The 16,086-nt window shown below is 71.8% G+C and carries 18 protein-coding genes, 2 tRNA genes and 1 pseudogene; 14 read left to right on the plus strand and 7 right to left on the minus strand.

The annotated features are described in order from the left end of the window. Positions 1-6 precede the first annotated feature (6 nt). The 6 genes from recR to QJR14_04585 all read left to right on the plus strand — a co-directional run bounded on the left by recR (position 7) and on the right by QJR14_04585 (position 3,362). Positions 7-603 (plus strand): recombination mediator RecR, encoded by a 597-nt coding sequence (gene recR, locus QJR14_04560; GenBank protein MDI3316872.1) that lies wholly within the window; start codon positions 7-9, stop codon positions 601-603. Positions 604-801: 198 nt separating this feature from the next. Beyond that, positions 802-999, plus strand: a complete 198-nt coding sequence (locus QJR14_04565) for a DUF2508 family protein (GenBank protein MDI3316873.1) — start codon at positions 802-804, stop codon at positions 997-999. Between the two features lie 33 nt (positions 1,000-1,032). Further along, positions 1,033-1,365, plus strand: a complete 333-nt coding sequence (locus QJR14_04570) for a pro-sigmaK processing inhibitor BofA family protein (GenBank protein ID MDI3316874.1) — start codon at positions 1,033-1,035, stop codon at positions 1,363-1,365. A gap of 94 nt (positions 1,366-1,459) precedes the next feature. Then, positions 1,460-3,058 (plus strand): glutamate--tRNA ligase, encoded by a 1,599-nt coding sequence (gene gltX, locus QJR14_04575; GenBank protein MDI3316875.1) that lies wholly within the window; start codon positions 1,460-1,462, stop codon positions 3,056-3,058. 144 nt (positions 3,059-3,202) lie between these two features. After that, positions 3,203-3,276 (plus strand) — tRNA-Gln (locus QJR14_04580). Positions 3,277-3,286: 10 nt separating this feature from the next. Then, positions 3,287-3,362, plus strand: a tRNA-Glu gene (locus tag QJR14_04585). Between the two features lie 128 nt (positions 3,363-3,490). Here the strand turns inward: QJR14_04585 and QJR14_04590 are convergent. Further along, positions 3,491-4,474: a site-specific integrase gene (locus QJR14_04590; protein ID MDI3316876.1), complete on the minus strand. Its 984-nt coding sequence runs from the start codon at positions 4,472-4,474 to the stop codon at positions 3,491-3,493. Between the two features lie 550 nt (positions 4,475-5,024). Here QJR14_04590 and QJR14_04595 point away from each other — a divergent pair. Continuing rightward, positions 5,025-5,300 (plus strand): annotated as a pseudogene (locus QJR14_04595) (transposase). Positions 5,301-5,346: 46 nt separating this feature from the next. Here QJR14_04595 and QJR14_04600 read toward each other — a convergent pair. Beyond that, positions 5,347-6,669, minus strand: coding sequence for an acetamidase/formamidase family protein (locus tag QJR14_04600; protein MDI3316877.1), 1,323 nt, complete (start codon positions 6,667-6,669; stop codon positions 5,347-5,349). After that, entirely contained in the window at positions 6,660-6,920 is a 261-nt protein-coding gene (locus QJR14_04605; GenBank protein ID MDI3316878.1) for a PLP-dependent transferase, read from the minus strand. The genes QJR14_04600 and QJR14_04605 overlap by 10 nt, the downstream gene beginning before the upstream one ends. 143 nt (positions 6,921-7,063) lie before the next feature. Here QJR14_04605 and QJR14_04610 point away from each other — a divergent pair, with 143 nt between their 5' ends. Then, positions 7,064-8,023 (plus strand): ATP-binding cassette domain-containing protein, encoded by a 960-nt coding sequence (locus QJR14_04610; protein ID MDI3316879.1) that lies wholly within the window; start codon positions 7,064-7,066, stop codon positions 8,021-8,023. Beyond that, on the plus strand, positions 8,020-8,802 hold the full coding sequence (locus tag QJR14_04615) for an ABC transporter permease (GenBank protein ID MDI3316880.1): 783 nt from the start codon (positions 8,020-8,022) through the stop codon (positions 8,800-8,802). The genes QJR14_04610 and QJR14_04615 overlap by 4 nt, the downstream gene beginning before the upstream one ends. A 65-nt stretch (positions 8,803-8,867) precedes the next feature. On the opposite strand, the gene QJR14_04620 is transcribed toward QJR14_04615, so the two are convergent. Together QJR14_04620 and QJR14_04625 are read right to left on the minus strand one after the other, a co-directional pair. After that, positions 8,868-9,269 (minus strand): rhodanese-like domain-containing protein, encoded by a 402-nt coding sequence (locus QJR14_04620; protein MDI3316881.1) that lies wholly within the window; start codon positions 9,267-9,269, stop codon positions 8,868-8,870. Between the two features lie 164 nt (positions 9,270-9,433). Continuing rightward, positions 9,434-10,915 (minus strand): radical SAM protein, encoded by a 1,482-nt coding sequence (locus QJR14_04625; GenBank protein MDI3316882.1) that lies wholly within the window; start codon positions 10,913-10,915, stop codon positions 9,434-9,436. Between the two features lie 514 nt (positions 10,916-11,429). Between QJR14_04625 and QJR14_04630 the strand changes: the two genes are divergently transcribed. From QJR14_04630 to QJR14_04640, 3 genes are all read left to right on the plus strand, one after another. Then, positions 11,430-12,017, plus strand: coding sequence for a bifunctional adenosylcobinamide kinase/adenosylcobinamide-phosphate guanylyltransferase (locus QJR14_04630; protein ID MDI3316883.1), 588 nt, complete (start codon positions 11,430-11,432; stop codon positions 12,015-12,017). Then, entirely contained in the window at positions 11,999-13,009 is a 1,011-nt protein-coding gene (locus tag QJR14_04635) for a cobyric acid synthase (protein MDI3316884.1), read from the plus strand. The genes QJR14_04630 and QJR14_04635 overlap by 19 nt, the downstream gene beginning before the upstream one ends. 178 nt (positions 13,010-13,187) lie before the next feature. Next, positions 13,188-13,577 carry a VOC family protein gene (locus QJR14_04640; protein ID MDI3316885.1) on the plus strand — a complete coding sequence of 130 codons (390 nt, stop codon included), beginning with the start codon at positions 13,188-13,190 and terminating at the stop codon, positions 13,575-13,577. On the opposite strand, the gene QJR14_04645 is transcribed toward QJR14_04640, so the two are convergent. Next, positions 13,522-14,022: a GtrA family protein gene (locus tag QJR14_04645; protein ID MDI3316886.1), complete on the minus strand. Its 501-nt coding sequence runs from the start codon at positions 14,020-14,022 to the stop codon at positions 13,522-13,524. The genes QJR14_04640 and QJR14_04645 overlap by 56 nt on opposite strands. Before the next feature lie 114 nt (positions 14,023-14,136). Here QJR14_04645 and QJR14_04650 point away from each other — a divergent pair, with 114 nt between their 5' ends. Then, positions 14,137-14,490 (plus strand): phage holin, LLH family, encoded by a 354-nt coding sequence (locus tag QJR14_04650; protein ID MDI3316887.1) that lies wholly within the window; start codon positions 14,137-14,139, stop codon positions 14,488-14,490. Between the two features lie 284 nt (positions 14,491-14,774). Continuing rightward, positions 14,775-15,014 carry a 4Fe-4S binding protein gene (locus QJR14_04655; protein ID MDI3316888.1) on the plus strand — a complete coding sequence of 80 codons (240 nt, stop codon included), beginning with the start codon at positions 14,775-14,777 and terminating at the stop codon, positions 15,012-15,014. 138 nt (positions 15,015-15,152) lie between these two features. Here the strand turns inward: QJR14_04655 and QJR14_04660 are convergent. Next, on the minus strand, positions 15,153-16,086 hold a 934-nt coding region (locus QJR14_04660), incomplete at its 5' end, for an FTR1 family protein (protein MDI3316889.1).

Below are 16,086 nucleotides of genomic sequence, written 5' to 3' on the forward strand. Positions count from 1 at the left end.
CGGCCTGTGGAGTACGCGGCGCCCATCGAGCGCCTGATGGCGGAGCTGCAGCACCTGCCGGGAGTGGGCCCGAAGACGGCCCAACGGCTGGCGCTCCACATCCTCAACCGCCCCCGGGAGGAGGTGGCCGCTCTCGCCTCCGCCCTGGTGGAGGCCAAGGACCGGATCCACCCCTGCTCGGTCTGCGGCAACCTGACCGATACCGACCCCTGCGCCATCTGCGGCGACCCGGGTCGGGACGAGACGCTGCTCTGCGTGGTGGAGGAGCCGAAGGACGTGGTCGCGCTGGAGCGGACGCACGAGTTCCACGGGCGCTACCACGTGCTGATGGGGGTCATCTCGCCGTTGAGCGGCGTCGGCCCGGACGACCTGCGCATCGACAGCCTCCTCCAGCGGCTGGGAGACGGCCGGGTCCGCGAGGTGATCCTGGCCACCGACCCCGACGTGGAGGGCGAGGCCACCGCCATGTACCTGGCTCGCCTGCTCAAGCCGCTGGGGGTGAAGACGAGCCGGCTGGCCCGCGGCCTCCCCGAGGGCGGCGAGCTGGACTACGTGGACGAGGTGACGCTGACGCGGGCGCTGGAGGGTCGCCGGGCGCTCTGAGGGTGCTCCGAGCGGCTGCGAACGCTCCGAGGAAGCGCGAAGGCGCCCGATCCCCTTCCCCGACTAGAGCTCCCATTTTCCGGCCAGACTCCCATTAATCCGCCGGAGTCGCCAGGCGGAATGGGTGTCGCCACGGCGCATAGCCTGTTCCAAGGGCGGGATGGGGGTGAGACCGTGAACGGGGAAGGGATACCCTTCGTGCGCGACGACCCCCTCTTCGAGGAAGCGGTCGAGCAGGCGCGGCGCGAGCTGGAGGCGGCGCGCTGCTACTTCGACTCGGTGACCGATCCCGAACTGGTCGACCACGCCATCCATCTCCTCAACGCGGCCGAAAGCAAGTACATGTACCTCGTCCACCGCGCGCAGCGCGAGATGCAGGCAGGCCGGCTGCACTGACGTCACCCTTGTCCAGGCCGGCCGGGACCGGGGATGAGCGGAACGATGGCGGCGGCTCAGGCGTTCTGGGTGGGGGGCCTGGCGGCGCTCGTCGTCGCCCTGGTGCTCTGGGCGCTGGCGGCCCCGCTGGCGCGCTGGGTGCTGGCGCTGGCCTCCCTGTCGCTGCGCGCCGCCCTCTGGCTGGGCGCGCGGCTGAAGCGGCCCCTGCTCAACCTGGCCGGCGGCGGGGCGGTCGCCACGCTGGTCGACCTCCTCTTCGCCCCCGACCTCCACGTCGGCTGGAACCTCTGGAACCTGCTGGTCCTGTCGCTCCTGGGCGTGCCCGGCGCGCTCCTCCTGGTGGCGGTGGAACGGTGGCCCTTCTGACGTGCCCCGAGCGGCTCGACGGTCGTTCTGCTAGACTGGGACACGTCATCCCGGCCCGATCCGATCGGACCATCGAGCGAGGCGCCGTGCACCGATGAGCAACGTCCGAGTCCGTTTCGCCCCCAGCCCGACCGGCTACCTCCACCTGGGCGGGGCGCGGACGGCACTTTTCAACTGGCTTTTCGCCCGCCATCATGGCGGCGTCTTCGTGCTCCGCATCGAGGACACCGACCGGCAGCGCTCGACCGAGGCGTCCGTGCGCGCGATCACCGACGGCCTCCGCTGGCTGGGCCTCGACTGGGACGAGGGCCCCGGCGCCGGCGGCGCCTACGGTCCCTACTTCCAGTCGCAGCGCCAGGAAGCCTACCGCCAGGCGGCCGCCTCGCTGCTCGAGCGCGGCCTCGCCTACCGGTGCTACTGCACCCCGGAGGAGCTGGAGGAGCGGAGGAAGCAGGCGCTGGCCGAGGGCCGCGCGCCGCGCTACGACCGGCGCTGTCTCCGCCTGGGCGCCGCCGAGCGCGAGCGCCTGGAGCGGGAGGGCCGGCGGCCTGCGCTCCGCCTGCTGGCGCCCGACGAGGGGATCACCGTGGTCCACGACCTGGTCCGCGGCGACGTCGAGTTCGCGAACGCGGCGGTGATGGACGACTTCGTCATCGTGAAGTCCGACGGCTTCCCGACGTACAACTTCGCCGCCGTGGTCGACGACGCGGCCATGCGGATCACCCACGTGCTCCGCGCGGAGGAGCACCTCTCCAACACGCCCAAGCAGCTGGCGGTCTACCGGGCGCTGGGCCTGGAGCCGCCCGCCTTCGGCCACCTGCCCATGATCCTCGCCCCCGACCGGTCGAAGCTCTCCAAGCGCCACGGCGCCATCGCCGTGGAGGAGTTCCGGGACCGCGGCTACCTTCCTGAGGCGATGGTCAACTACCTGGCGCTCCTCGGCTGGTCGCCGGGCGGCGAGGAAGAGTTCTTCACCCGCGACGAGCTCGTCGCCCGCTTCGACCTCGACCGGGTCAGCCGCCAGCCGGCCATCTACGACGTGGAGAAGCTGACCTGGATGAACGCGCACTACCTGCGCGAGGCCGACCTGGGCCGGCTGGCCGACCTGACCGCGCCCTTCCTGGAGCGGGCGGGTCTGGCGGCGCCGGGCGCGCTGGCCGGGCCCGGCCCGGAGCGCCAGCGCCTGGAGGGCGTCCTGGCCGCCGGCCGCGACCGGGTGCGGACGCTGGGCGAGGTGCCGGAGGCCTTCCCCTACTTCTGGCGCGCCCCCGCCCCGGAGGACTTCGACCCCAAGGGTGTGAGGAAGCACTTCCTGTCGCCGGCGCCTGCCGCCGCGGAGACGGGTGCTCCCGCGCTGCCGCCCGCGCCCGAGCGGCTCCGCGCCGCGGCGGCCGCGCTGGAGTCGCTGCCCGCCTGGGACGAGGCGCGCGCCGAGGCCGCCTTCCGCGCCCTCTGCGAGGCGCGCGGCTGGAAGACCGGCCAGCTCTTCCACCCGGTCCGCCTGGCGGTCAGCGGTCGGACCGTCGGCCCGAGCCTCTTCGCGCTCCTGACGCTCCTGCCGCGGCAGGAGGTGGTCCGGCGGTTGCGCGACGCCGCCCGCTGGATCGAGGAAGGCCGTTTCGAGGCGCTGGTCGCGGACGAGGCGGCGCCGGCCCCGGAGGGCGGGGCGCCGCGCTCGGACGGCAGGCCATGAGCCTGCCCGCCGTCCGAGCGCGGGCCGGGTGGCCGGTTGCGAAGAGCGGCCGACCGTGCTATAGTCCTGCTTGCCTGCGCGGGAGGACCGCGGAAGCGGATCCTTGCGTGCGCGTCCTCAGGTTCTGACTGAGGAGGCCGTCGGTGGGGGATCGTCCAACGGTAGGACACATGACTCTGGATCATGGAATCCTGGTTCGAATCCAGGTCCCCCAGCCAGAAGACTTCTGCCGGATTCGTCTAGAGGCCCAGGACGCCGCCCTCTCACGGCGGTAACGCGGGTTCGAATCCCGCATCCGGTACCATCGTTCCCGAAAGAGCTTGAGCCACAAGACATTGCGGACGTCAGACCCCGGGTGCTGGGGAGAAGTTGGGGAGAACTCGGGGAGATCCGCAGGTGACCGCCGGGTAGCGTGGTACCGAATTCCGGCGGTCACAGCTCTTTTCTGGCAGGCATGCTGTTGGCTGCCGCCAAGGCATCGCTGAGTAGCTGATCGGCTGCGAGGGCTGCCTGGCTCTGTTGCACGGGTAGCACGTGCGCGTAGATCCTGAGCGTCGTCATGACGTCGGAATGCCCGAGCATCTTAGAGATCACGTGGATGGGCGTTCCGGCGGCCGCCTGGAGCGTCGTGAACGTGTGTCGCAGGTCATGAAAGCGGGGGAGCGGAGGCTTGAACCCAGCCTTTTCCACCGCCCTCCTGAACGCTGCGCTCAGCCAGTTCGGGCTCAGCGGCTGCCCGTCCTCACGGGGAAACACCAAGTCCCATTTATCGCCCTGCCAGGCCGGACCCCAGGCCAGTCGCGCCTTTTGTATCAGGAGCTTTTGCCGTCTCAAGACCGTCGCGGCCTCGGGGCCGATCTTCACCTGGCGGACCGACTCGCGCGTCTTGGGCGTCGTGGAAGCCAACCCATTGTCCAGGCGCTGGAGTGCCTGGGCGACACGTAGGACCCCGTCTTCTAGATCGACGTCGCGCCAGCGGAGGCCCAAGAGCTCGCCTCGGCGCATCCCGGTAGCAAGAGCCAGAACGACGATGGCCTCTATCCTTGTACCCCGCACGGCGGCCATGAGCTGCATCACTTCATCGCGGTCGAGGGCCCTCATCTCTGGGGGATCCCATCTCGGAGGTGAGGCCTTCGCGACCGGGTTGGTGGAGATGAGACCCCAGGTAACGGCGTCTTGGAGCGCCCGGTGGAGCATCCGGTGGTGCTGGGCAACCGTCCTGGCCGACAAGCCACCTCGTAGCCATTCAGCGTAGGCTCGCTCCAAGTCAAGCGGAGTGATGCGCTGAAGCGGAACGACGCCCAGGACCGGCCGGACGTGGTTCTCGATGATCCCCGCGTAGCGCTCGACCGTGCGGGGCCGTAGCTTCATGCGTGTTGCTTCGATCCACTGGACGAGGAACTCGCCGACAGTCATCCTGCGCGGTTCCACGACGATGCCCAGGTCGGCCGCCCGCAGAAGAGCGGTGAGCTCCTGCTCGGCGTCTTCGCGAGTGCCACGTACCGACTTGCGGTAGCGCTTTCCACCCCGCCAGACCTCGACCCGCCAAGAATCGCGCCCGCGTTGCTCGATATGCCCACGCCCCGACGTAGAGGATGGGCGCCCGCAAGTATGATGCTTTGTCAAAGATCCATCGACCTCCGTGCACATGCACGGGCGGTCCCTCCGGCGCACGTGGTACGCCGCGGGACCGCCCGCTCCCTCTTCTAACCTCGGCTAGCTGGCGGAGGCCGCGTGGGTGTGCTCCCGCTCCTCCATCCACGTGAAGAGGGCGTCGCGGCGAATCAGGCCTGTGTCCCAGGACGTGGTGGAAAAGCCCTGGGTGAGCTGAGGTCCTTCCGGCTGCACCCGAGGGCGTAGACCGAGGGTGCAGCCGGGCAAGCCAGCCAGTTCCTGGCTGGACAAGGAAAGCCACCCTGAGGTTTCCTGGCGGTAGCGAACCCGCAACCAAGGAGGGACCTCAGGAGTGGCTGAGTTCAGTCTCTCGCTCTCGGAGCTCCTGCGCAACGCCCAGGACGCTCCGGACTTCTTCCGGATCGCGCTTCAGCGGCTCCTCCAGGCGTTGATCGAGGCCGAGGCCAGCGAGAAGATCGGCGCCGAGCGCTACGAGCGCACGCCCGAGCGGGTGACGCAGCGCAACGGCCACCGGCCGTACGTCCTGAAGAGCCGGATGGGACCGCTCGAGCTCGGCATCCCCAAGCTCCGCAAGGGCTCCTTCTTCCCCAGCCTCCTCCAGCCGCGACGCCGGACCGAGAAGGCGCTCCTCTCGGTGATCCAGGAGGCCGGCCTCAGAGGCCGTACTGCGAGCGCACCAGGTCGAGGAGCCCCTTCTTCTCCAGCATCCGGAAAGGAAGGAGCAGGGTCAGCTGGACGGCGCCGGGGAGGCGGGAGACCTCGACGCCACCGGTGACCGTGGCGCGGTTCCGCACCTCCGCCTCGCTGACGCCCAGGAAGCGCGCCGCCCTCCGGATGGCGTTCTCGGTGGCGCGGTTGAGGTCGACGCCGGTGCCGATGAACTGGAGCGGCGCCACGTCGAGCTCGGGGGCGACGCCGATCCGCTCGCCGAGGGCGCGGGCCGCGGTCACTTCCTCCGCCGCGAAGGGGCGGGCGATGGGCGGCAGGTCCTCGGGCCGCGGCAGGAGGATCGGGCCTTCCAGCTCCAGGCCGGGGAGCACGTCGACGCGGACCGTCACGTCGGCGGTGACGTCGATGGAGTGGAGCGCCAGCTCGCCGCGGCCCATCACCGAGTGGGCGTCGCCCATGTAGACGCCGGCGCCCTCCACCTTGACCGGGCAGAGGAGGACGGCGCCCTCGCGGACGTCGCGGCAGTCGAGGTGCGCGTCGGTCCGGTGGGCGTCGAGCTGCTCCTGGGTGAGCGCGTAGGGGTGGTGCGCGCCGACGAGGCTCGCGCCGAAGTCGCCGGCGTTGTGCGAGTCGGGCATGTCGACGGAGGGCGTGGTGCCGATGTTGCCCACGTTGGGGATGACGCGGGCGACCATGCCGCTGAGCGTGTGGGGCGCGTAGAGGAGGATCGGATGCTGCTCGCTTCCTTCGGGGAGGGAGGCCTCCTCGCGGGCGCGCTCGGCGATGCGGCGGGCGTTGGCCTCGTCCACGGCCAGGGCGACGCGGTACTCGTCGTCGTAGGTGACGGTGTAGCCCTCCTCGAAATGGAAGGCGCTCGCCTCGGCGCCGCAGCGGGCGCAGCGGACCGCTTCCTCGCCCGTCCCCTCGGGGCGGCTCTCCGGCCAGGGCGCGCCGCAGTTGGGGCAGCGCTTGTCGACGAAGGGGTCGTCGCCGAAGGCCTTGGGGTTGAGCGTCATGGTGCCGGTGGCGGCGGCGTGGGAGACGACGCGGAGCCGCTCGATGGTGATGGCGACGGCGTCGCCCGGCCGCGCGCCCTCCACGTAGACGGGCTGGGTCACCTCGTGGCCGCCCTTGAAGTGCGGCGTGATCATGGGGCCCCAGCAGCCGGGCGGGGTGACGGCGCGGATCCGGCCGCCGCTGGGGATGCGGCCGAAGAAGCCGGCGGTGACGGCCCGGACGCCGAACCGGCCGAAGATCTTGCGAACCAGGCTGATGGTGGCTCCGTAGAGATCGCGGCTCAAGAGCACCCGGTCGCCGCCTCCGCCCCCTCCAGCAGGGCTACGGCCTCTTCAAAGGCCGCCACGGTGGGGTTGTGGTGCCGCGTATAGGTGAAGCCGCTCCGGGCTCCCCCCAGGATGGCGTCCATCTCCGTGGGGCCGGGGGCGACGTACGTGTTGCTGGCGTAGATGGGCCCCACCGTGGGCGTGAAGGTCGGCGCCGGGCGGCGTTCCCCGGCGTGGACCGCGACGGTGGCGGGCGAGCAGTCGCGAAGCTCCACTGGATCGGATCCCTCCACGGCGTCGAGTGGACCGGCTCGCCGTAGCTTCTTGGAACGGGGGCGGCATTCCTTGCAGAGCAGATGGGCGGCGGGGCAGGCGGAGGATCCGGGCATCTGAGCAAGCGGAGGCGGGTGAGGCGGCGGTGGGGGACGTCATCGAGGTGGAGAGGCTCGAGAGGCGGTATGGCGCCGTGGAGGCGGTGCGCGGGGTCTCGTTCACGGTCCGGGCGAGGGAGATCTTCGCCTTCCTCGGGCCCAACGGTGCCGGGAAGACGACCACGATCAAGATGCTGGCCACGCTTCTCGATCCGAGCGGCGGGCGGGCGACGGTGGCGGGCCATGACGTCGTCCGGGAGAGGGCGCGGGTGCGGGAGGCGATCGGCATCGTCTTCCAGGACCCGACGTTGGACGACCAGTTGACGGCGATGGAGAACCTGGTCTTCCACGGTCTCCTCTACGGGCTGTCGGAACGGCAGGTGCGGGAACGGGCGCTGCCCCTCCTCCGCCTCTCCGGGCTGGAGGAGCGGGCGCAGAGCCTGGTGCGCACCTTCTCGGGCGGGATGAAACGCCGGCTGGAGCTGGTCCGCGGCCTGATCCACACGCCGGAGGTGCTCTTCCTGGACGAGCCGACGGTGGGTCTGGACCCGCAGTCGCGTGCGCAGATGTGGGAGCTGGTCCGGGGGCTGGCGCGCGACGGCGGCGTGACGGTCTTCATGACCACGCACTACATGGACGAGGCGGAGGTCGCCGACCGGATCGCCATCATGGACGACGGCCGCATCGTGGCGCTGGACACCCCGGACGGGCTGAAACGGCAGGTGGGCTCCGACATCATCCTGGTGGAGGCGGATGAGCCGCCCGCCGACCCGCACTGGGCGGAGGGTCTCGGCGTCGAGCTGCGGGGAGGCGCGCCGCGCTTCGAGGTCCGCTGCCAGGGCGCCGACCGGGTGCTGCCGCGGGTGGTGGAGGCCTTCACGGGGGTGCGGCGCGTGGAGGTGCGCAGGCCGACCCTGGATACGGTCTTCCTGACGCTGACGGGGCGCGAGATCCGGGAGGAGCCGCCGGAGGATCCGCGGCGGCGGAGGGCGAGGTGGGGCCGGTGAGGGCGGCGCGGGGCGCCTACGTGATCTGGCTCCGGGAGCTGCTCCGGTTCGTGCGCCAGCCGTCGCAGATCGTGGGCATGTTCGCCCAGCCGCTCCTCTTCCTGCTGCTGGTGGGGAACGGGATCCGCAGCGGCTTCACCCTCAACGCCGCCCGGGGAGCGGACTACCTGACGTTCATGTTCCCCGGCATCGCGGGCATGTCGGTGCTCTTCACCAGTCTCTTCAGCGCCGTCTCGATCGTCTGGGACCGGGAGTTCGGTTTCTTGAAAGAGGTGCTCGTCAGCCCGGTGCCGCGCTGGGCGATCGTGCTGGGCAAGGCGGCGGGCGGGGTGTCGGTGGCGGTGGTGCAGGGCGCCATCCTCCTCCTGCTCGCGCCGGCCGTCGGCGTCCGCCTGGGCGTGCTCACCTTCCTGGCCATGCTGGGGGTGCTGGCGCTCGTCTCCCTGACGCTGGTCGGCCTCGGCATCCTCATCGCCAGCCGGATGGAGTCGATGCAGGGGTTCCAGGTGATCATGAACTTCCTGGTCATGCCGATGTTCTTTCTGTCGGGGCTCTTGTCAGTGGCGGCTGAACGAGGATGGAAGATCCCGGAGGCGGCACCGACGGGCCCATGTCAGCCTCTTATCGACGCGCTCCGCCACATCGTCTACGGCTCCTCCGCCCTGGAACGGGCGTTGACGCAGTTCCCGCTGGAACTGGACCTGGCGGTGACGGCGGGCGTGGCCGCGGTGCTGCTCGGCCTCGCCTCGTGGGCGTTCACCACCGCCCGGAACGTCTGACCGGAGGAGGCGGGGGAGGAGCTCCCGGTCCACCTCCCCGCTCTCCACGCCTCCTCCGGAGAGCCTCAGGGCCGGCTCGCCGTCGCCTTTCCCCGCACCTCCGGCTTGCGCGCCCGCCGCCAGGCATCCATCCCCCCGGCCAGGTGGGAGACGTCGCGGAAGCCACGGCGGAGGAGCTCCGCGGCCGCGGCCTGGCTCCTGTGGCCTGTCTTGCAGACGAGCACCACCTTCTGCGACGGCCCCGCGTCGCGGGCCAGCCGAGCTTCGCTGCCGAGCGGGTAGGAGAGGGCGCCTTCGATGTGGCCCGCGCGGAACTCGCGACGGGTGCGAACGTCGATCAGCACCAGGTCCGGGCGGGCTTCCAGGAGCGCCTCGAGCTGGTCGGGGGTGAGATCGGCCAGCCCCCGGGGATGGCGGAACAGGTCGAGCAGAGTCGTCTCCTCGTCCCTCCCTTGCCTGCTCGACAAAGAATACCGCCGGCTCTGGAAATGCCGGAAGCCTTCCGCAGCGGAGCGCCGGGCCTGCCGGCTCCGTCTTGGGTGGCGGGCCCGGCCCGGCGAGGTCCGGCGGTCGGATGGCCCCCACCCGAAGCCTCCCCGGTGCCGGGCGGGCTCCGGTGGGTGGGAGGTCTCTAGCGGCGGCGTCCACTCCGAGGGTCGTGGAGCGCCGGGGCGGCCGCCTGGCGTGTCGCCTCCTCGCGCGCTTCCTTCCAAGGCTCCCGGGCCGCGTAGCCCCTTTCCTGCGCGTCCTCGGCCTCGAGGACGTCGGCGGCCGCATGCCAGCGGGACGACAGCTCGTCCAGGAAGCGGGCGCGCTCGCCCACCAGCACGTCCTCGGCGCCCGGGTGGGTGGGATGGGCGCCCGACTCGGCCACCATGGCGCGGAGGGCGGCCGGGTTGTCGATGATGGGGCACGGCGCGTAGTGGTTGGGCGAGAAGGGGATGCGCCGCTGGTAGGCCGCGAAGAGGGGGCTCCGGAGGATCTCGAGAAGCGAGGATTCGCGGATGTTGTGGGTGGCGAAGTGGACGAAGGCACAGGGTTCCGCTTCGCCGCTGGGGGTGATGTGCAGGTACGTCCGTGCCCCCGCGATGCAGCCCTGCGTGAAGTGCCCGTCGTTCCAGAAGTCGGCGATCAAGATGGGCCGGGTCCGGCGGAGTTCGTTGACCCGGCGGACGAGCCAGGCCCGCTGCTCCGGCCGGAGCATCAGGTCCAGGTCGGCGTCCGGCCCCACGGGCACGTAGTGGAAGCTCCAGAGGTAGACCACGCCCTTCTCGATGAGGAAGCTGATGAAGTCGTCCGAGAAGACCTCTTCGACGTTCCGCCGGGTGACGGTGATCGACGCGCCGAAGAGGACGCCGCGCTCGCGCAGCCGGTCCATGGCGGCCATCACCCGGTCGAAGACACCGGGACCGCGCCGGTCGTCCGTCTCTTCCCTCCACCCCTCCAGGCTGATGGCGGGCGAGAGGTTGCCCAGCTCGGCCAGCCGGTCGGCCACCCGGTCGGTGATGAGCGTGCCGTTGGTGTAGACCATGAACGATGCGTCGGTATGCTCCGCCACGACGTCCAGGAGAGGCTTGTAGGCGAAGGGTTCGCCGCCCGAGAGGACGAACCAGTAGATTCCCAGCTCCTTGGCCTCCCGCAGCAGCAGGTCGAAGCGCTCGCGCGGGATGAAGGGGCCGCGGGCGTAGCCGCCCGCCCAGCATCCTTTGCAGCGGAGGTTGCAGCCCGAGGTCGGATCGATCAGCAGGAAGACCGGGACGTGGACACCGTGTCGCTGTTCCGCCGCCCGCCGCTGGGACGGCGCGAAGAGGAGCTGGTGGATGGCCCAGTTGGTCACGATCCGCTTCACCATGGTCCGGTTGGTCAAGAGCTGCCGCGCCCGCTCCGCGATGGCGGGGTCGCCGCTCACGCGCCGCCGGAAGGCGAGGAACTGCTCCCGGACCCCCGGGTCGCGGACGAAGCGCTCGACGGTGTCCAGGATCCGGTCCAGCCGGCCCGCCGGATCCGGCATCAGATACGAGACGGCGGCGTCGACGGCGGCTTCCGCCGTCCGCCGGGCGACGGCCAGCTCGGCCTGGCTCCACCAGGATCGCCCGTTCATCGCTTCCGGCATGGAGATGCACCCCCTTGTCAGATGGGACCGGCGCCCATCGCGGCGGGGCGGCCACCCGCCCGGCCGCGACCCGGCCGCGATGCTACGAAGGACCAGCCTCCGGCCGTGCACGGGGATCGATCATCGGAAGTTTCAAAGCATTTGAAAGGGAATTTGGAAACAAGGCGAGGCCGTCCGGATCCCGCCGGCCCGCGAGACCGGGCACATGCGGCTTCCTGGGCGCAGGCGGAGGCTTCGACACGGGCCGCTCACCCTTTGGCAGATGTTCCGGCATCGATCCCGCAGGCGCAGGCTCACCCGCTCACTTGTGAAACTAGGAGCATCGGGAGGATCTGTCAAGGCGATGAACACATCAGCTTTAGTTGCAAGTTTTCAACGCAGGATCCTGCTCAAATGGAAATTCAGACGAGAGGCCGGGAAGCTGTCCGCGGGACAGCCGGCCCCGCGAGGCGGCGGTGGAGGCCAGGAGATACCGCTCTTCTCGCGGAACCCACTCGGGCGGTGATGTGCGGCGATGTTCACGCTGGTGGTGGGCGCGCGGCGGAGCGGCAAGTCCACCTTCGCCGAGCGGCTGGCCGCCTGCCTTGAGGAGGAGGCGCACCTCCCCGTCACCTACGTCGCCACCGCCCGCCCGGACCACCCGGAGATGCTGGAGCGGATCCGCGCGCACCGGGCGCGGCGGCCGCCGGCGTGGGAGACGCTGGAGCCCGACGCCTGGCGGCCGGAGGCGCTTCCTGCGGCCCTGGAGTCCCTGGCGCAGGAGCGCCTCGTGCTCCTGGACGAGGCGAGCCTCTGGGTGGCCACCTGCCTGGACGCCTGGGCGGAGACGGGGCCGGGGGCGGGGGTGGCCGAGGCGGCGTACCGGCGGCTGCTGGCGCGGCTGGTGAGGGCGCTGGCGGGGAGGAGGGCGCCGGCGGTGGTGGTCAGCGGCGAAGCCGGGGCGGGGATCGTGCCGCCGGATCCGGGGGCGCGCCGCTTCGTCGACTGGCTCGGCCGGCTCAACCAGGAGCTGGCTGCCGAGGCCGGGCGCGTGGTCTGGATGGTGGCCGGCCTGCCGCTGGCGGTCAAGGGGGAGCTGCCGGAGTGCGCGCGCGCACGCTGATGGTCCAGGGGACCGGCTCGGGCGTGGGGAAGAGCTTCCTGGTGACGGGGCTCTGCCGCCTCTTCGCCCAGGCCGGGCTGAGGGTGGCCCCCTTCAAGGCGCAGAACATGTCGCTCAACGCCTGGGTGGCGGCCGACGGCGGCGAGATGGCCCGGGCGCAGGCGGTCCAGGCGGAGGCGGCCGGGGTCGAGCCGCGCGTCGAGATGAACCCCATCCTCCTCAAGCCCAAGGGGGACGGCGTCAGCCAGGTGATCCTCCGCGGGCGGCCCCTGGGGGACCTGGGCGCGGGGGCCCTCTGGGCGGAGGGGGAGCGGCTCTGGGCGGCGGTCGCGGAGGCGCTGGACCGCCTTCGCGAGGCCTTCGACCTGGTGGTGATCGAGGGTGCGGGGAGCCCGGCGGAGCTGAACCTGCGCCGCCACGACCTGGCCAACATGCGCGTGGCCGGGGCGGCCGGCGCCCCCGTCCTCCTGGTCGGCGACATCGAGCGGGGAGGCATCTTCGCGGCGCTCCTGGGCACGCTCGACCTCCTGCCGCCGGAGGAGCGGCGGAGGGTGCGGGGCCTGGTGGTCAACAAGTTCCGCGGCGACCTGCGCCTCTTCGAGGACGGGGTGCGCATCCTGGAGGAGCGGGGCGGCGTGCCGGTGGTGGGGGTGCTTCCTCGCCTGGAGGTGGAGATCGAGCCGGAGGACGCGCTGGACCTGGGCGGGCGCGCGGCCTGGACCGCGCCGGCGGCCGAGCCCGGGACGCTGGAGATCGCCGTGGTCCTCCACCCGCACCTCTCCAACTTCAGCGACCTGGAACCGCTCCGCCGCCGGCCCGGCGTCCGCCTCCGGCCGGTGCGGCGGCCGGAGGAGCTGGGGGAGCCGGACGCCATCCTCCTCCCGGGCAGCAAGAACACCGTCGACGACCTGCGGGCGCACCGGGAGAGCGGCCCCCGTCCCCCGGGTCGCGACCCCCCGGCGCGGTATGGCCGGCTCAGCTTCCGAAGGTAGACGGCACGGCCGAGCGTCCCGCCGAGGCGCTGGCCTCGAACGGCCACCTGCCTTCGGCCGGGGAGCCTCCAGGGCCGCGGACTCTCCTGCAGGGAGGCGGAGCCGGCTCGCGAATTCGGCAAGCGCGTGCTTGAGGCGGTGGTCGCCGGCCTTTCCCGCGGCAACGGAGGGGTGAGCCATGATCGAGCGCATCGACAACGTCGGTGTCGCGACCCGGCGTCTGGAGGCGATGGAACGGTTCTACGGCCTGCTCGGCTTCGAGGTGGTGGAGAGGGACGCGACGCCCGGCGTCCTGATGGCGGCGGGCAGTGCACGCCTCTACCTCTTCGAGACGAGGGCCGAGGGAGCAGGCGCCCAGCGACGCCCGGAGCTGGTCGACGACCCGCCCGGGCTGGACCACCTGAGCTTCTGGGTGAGCGACGTGGACGACGCCTGCCGCCGGTTGCGGGAGCAGGGCGTCGTCTTGACCGGCGAGCCGGAGGACCAGCCCTGGGGGGCACGGGCCTGCAGCCTCAACGACCCCGACGGCAACCTGGTCTTTCTCCTCGGCCCGCGGAGGGGACGCTGAAGCCGGCCGCACCCCGCCCAGGGCGACGGGCGGCCCCGGGCTCTCCGCGCCGCGGACCCGTCGCCCCCTCGTCCTCGGCGGCGAAGACCCAGCGCCGGTATCCCCACCAGTCGACCAGGGCGGTGAGCGCCGCCCCGCCGAGGCGCGCCGCCGGCGGGGCGAGAACGTCGGCCAGGGAGGCGGTCGCCACCGCCCCGGCCAGGAGCGCCGTGCCGCTCACCAGCAGGAAGCGGAGCGGCCGCGCCTCGCTCCGGAAGACCCAGCCGCGCTGGAGCAGGAAGCTCTGCACCATGGCGCTGCCCCCCGAGAGGAGGGCGAGCCAGGCGTGCGTCCCGGCGCCGCTCGCATCCAGCCAGGCGGAGCCGACCGTGTAGAGCCCGACATCGGTCAGCGTGTTGAGCAGCCCCGCCGTCGCGAAGCGCAGAAACCGGAGAAGCTCCGGCACCTCGTCGACCTCCGGGCGTAATGGGCCCGGAAAGCCCAGGGTCCATGCGTCGCCCCGCGCCCTGCCGGCACGTTCCGCGCTTTTCCGCATAGGACGGACCAGGGGTGGAGCGGGATGGACCTCAACTGGACGGACGCCGGACTGGCCGCCGTCGGCGCGCTGGTCGGCTTCTTCCTGCGCCGCTTCTCCCGGGATCCGGCGCAGCTGGCCCGGCTGATGGAGATCGCGCAGATCGTGGTGCGCGCGGTCGAGGAAGTCGGCGCCCTCTACGGCTGGGACGGGCCGACCAAGAAGAGCGAGGCGGACCGCCGCCTGCGGCGCCTGGCCGCCATCCACGGCCTCCGCCTGCGGAACGAGGAAGTGGACACGGTCATCGAGGCCGCCGTCGCCGACCTCAAGGGGGCCGGCCTCCAGATCGCCCGCCGGCGCCCCGCCACCGCCGCCCGGCCGGCCGTCCCCCGGGCGTAGCAGGGCTCCCGGAAGGCCGCCGTCGGCGCCCCGGGGATGTCCGACTCTCGGCTTCCTGGCAGGAGAAACGGCTCGGCTGGCGAATGCGTTGGCCCGTGATCAGTTCCACCGGGCCGGCCGGAGGCGTTCCGCGCGGTGCAGCGCGGGGGGAGCCCGCACGGGGGAAGCTTACCTGGAAGGCTTGGCCGCCCTGCAGGTGCAAGATTGCAGTAGACTCAGTGCTGTGAGCGTACGAGACGCCGCGGGCCGGCGTGGGCGGCGAACTTGCCAAGGAGGTCGACGACATGGCCTATGTCATCTGCGAACCGTGCATCGGTGTGAAGGACAAGTCCTGCCAGGAGGTCTGCCCGGTCAACTGCATCGTCGAGGGTGACGACCAGCTCTACATCGACCCCAGCCTCTGCATCGACTGCAGCCTCTGCGTCGGCGTCTGCCCGGTGAGCGCGATCTACTTCCAGGAAGACGTTCCCGACCAGTGGAAGAGCTACGTCGAGAAGAACGCCAACTTCTTCGCCAATCAGTGAGCCGGCCCTTTACACGGCCCGGCGTCTGACCGCCGCCGTCGCCCGGGGCCGTGCGCCGGCGTGGACGATAGAGGGGGCGGACCGCTGCAGCGGTCCGCCCTGTCGTTCATCCTTGCGGCCGCGGCGACGGGCCGCCCGCTAGCCCGGACGGACGGCGGACTGCTCGCGGCGCCGGCCCGCCTGGAGCCAGAGGGCCGCCACCGCCACCAGCACCAGCAGCTGGGCGAGCAGCGACTGCCAGGTCGGGTAGAGGCCGAGGAAGTCCCAGGCGGGCGCCGGCGCCAGCGATTCCGGGATCAGACCCGCTTCCTGCAGCGCGTGGACGCCCTGTCCGGCGAACTTGAAGGCCATCACGTCAAGGAGCAGCGAGGCGACCAGGAAGACGGCGCGGACGGGCAGCCGCCATCCCAGCCGGACGGCCAGGACGCCGGCCACGGCCAGGGCGAGGAGCGCGCCGCCGAGACCCGTGGCCAGCGCCCCGGGCGCGATCGCCGTCGCCATCCCGGCGAAAAAGACCACCGCCTCCACCCCCTCGCGGAGGACGGCGGTGCCGGCGATCAGGGCGAGGGGAAGGAGACTCCCCCGCGCCGTCGCCGGCCCGGCCTGCTCGCGCAGGAAGCGGTTCCATCCCTGCACCGTCGCCTTCTCGTGGATCCACCGGCCGACGGAGAGCATGAGGAGGACGGCGGCCACCCCGGCCAACCCCTCCACCAGCTCGCGGCCGACCTCGGCCGCCTCCAGGGCGAGCCAGCGCTGCAGCGTCCACCCCAGGAGGAAGGCGAGAAGAAGGCCGCCCGCGGCGCCCCCGCCGATGGCCCAGCGCTGGCGCCGGCGCTGGGCGGCCGAGCCGGCCGCGCGGTCCACCAGGGCGAGAAGCGCCACCAACAGGAGCAGGGCCTCGAAGCCCTCGCGCAGGACGATGGCGGCCGCGTCGAAGGCGCTGTACACGGTCGCGGGCGGCGCCGCCGCCATGAAGAAGTCCATCATATATACCGGCTCCCCCTTCACACAGGCGCGGCTCGTCCGCGGCGCAGACGCCGGGTGGCGCCACTTTGACGACCCGCACCTGGCA

The sequence above is a fragment of the Bacillota bacterium genome (assembly GCA_029961055.1).
GTDB lineage: Bacteria > Bacillota > Sulfobacillia > JAIMAT01 > JAIMAT01 > JAIMAT01.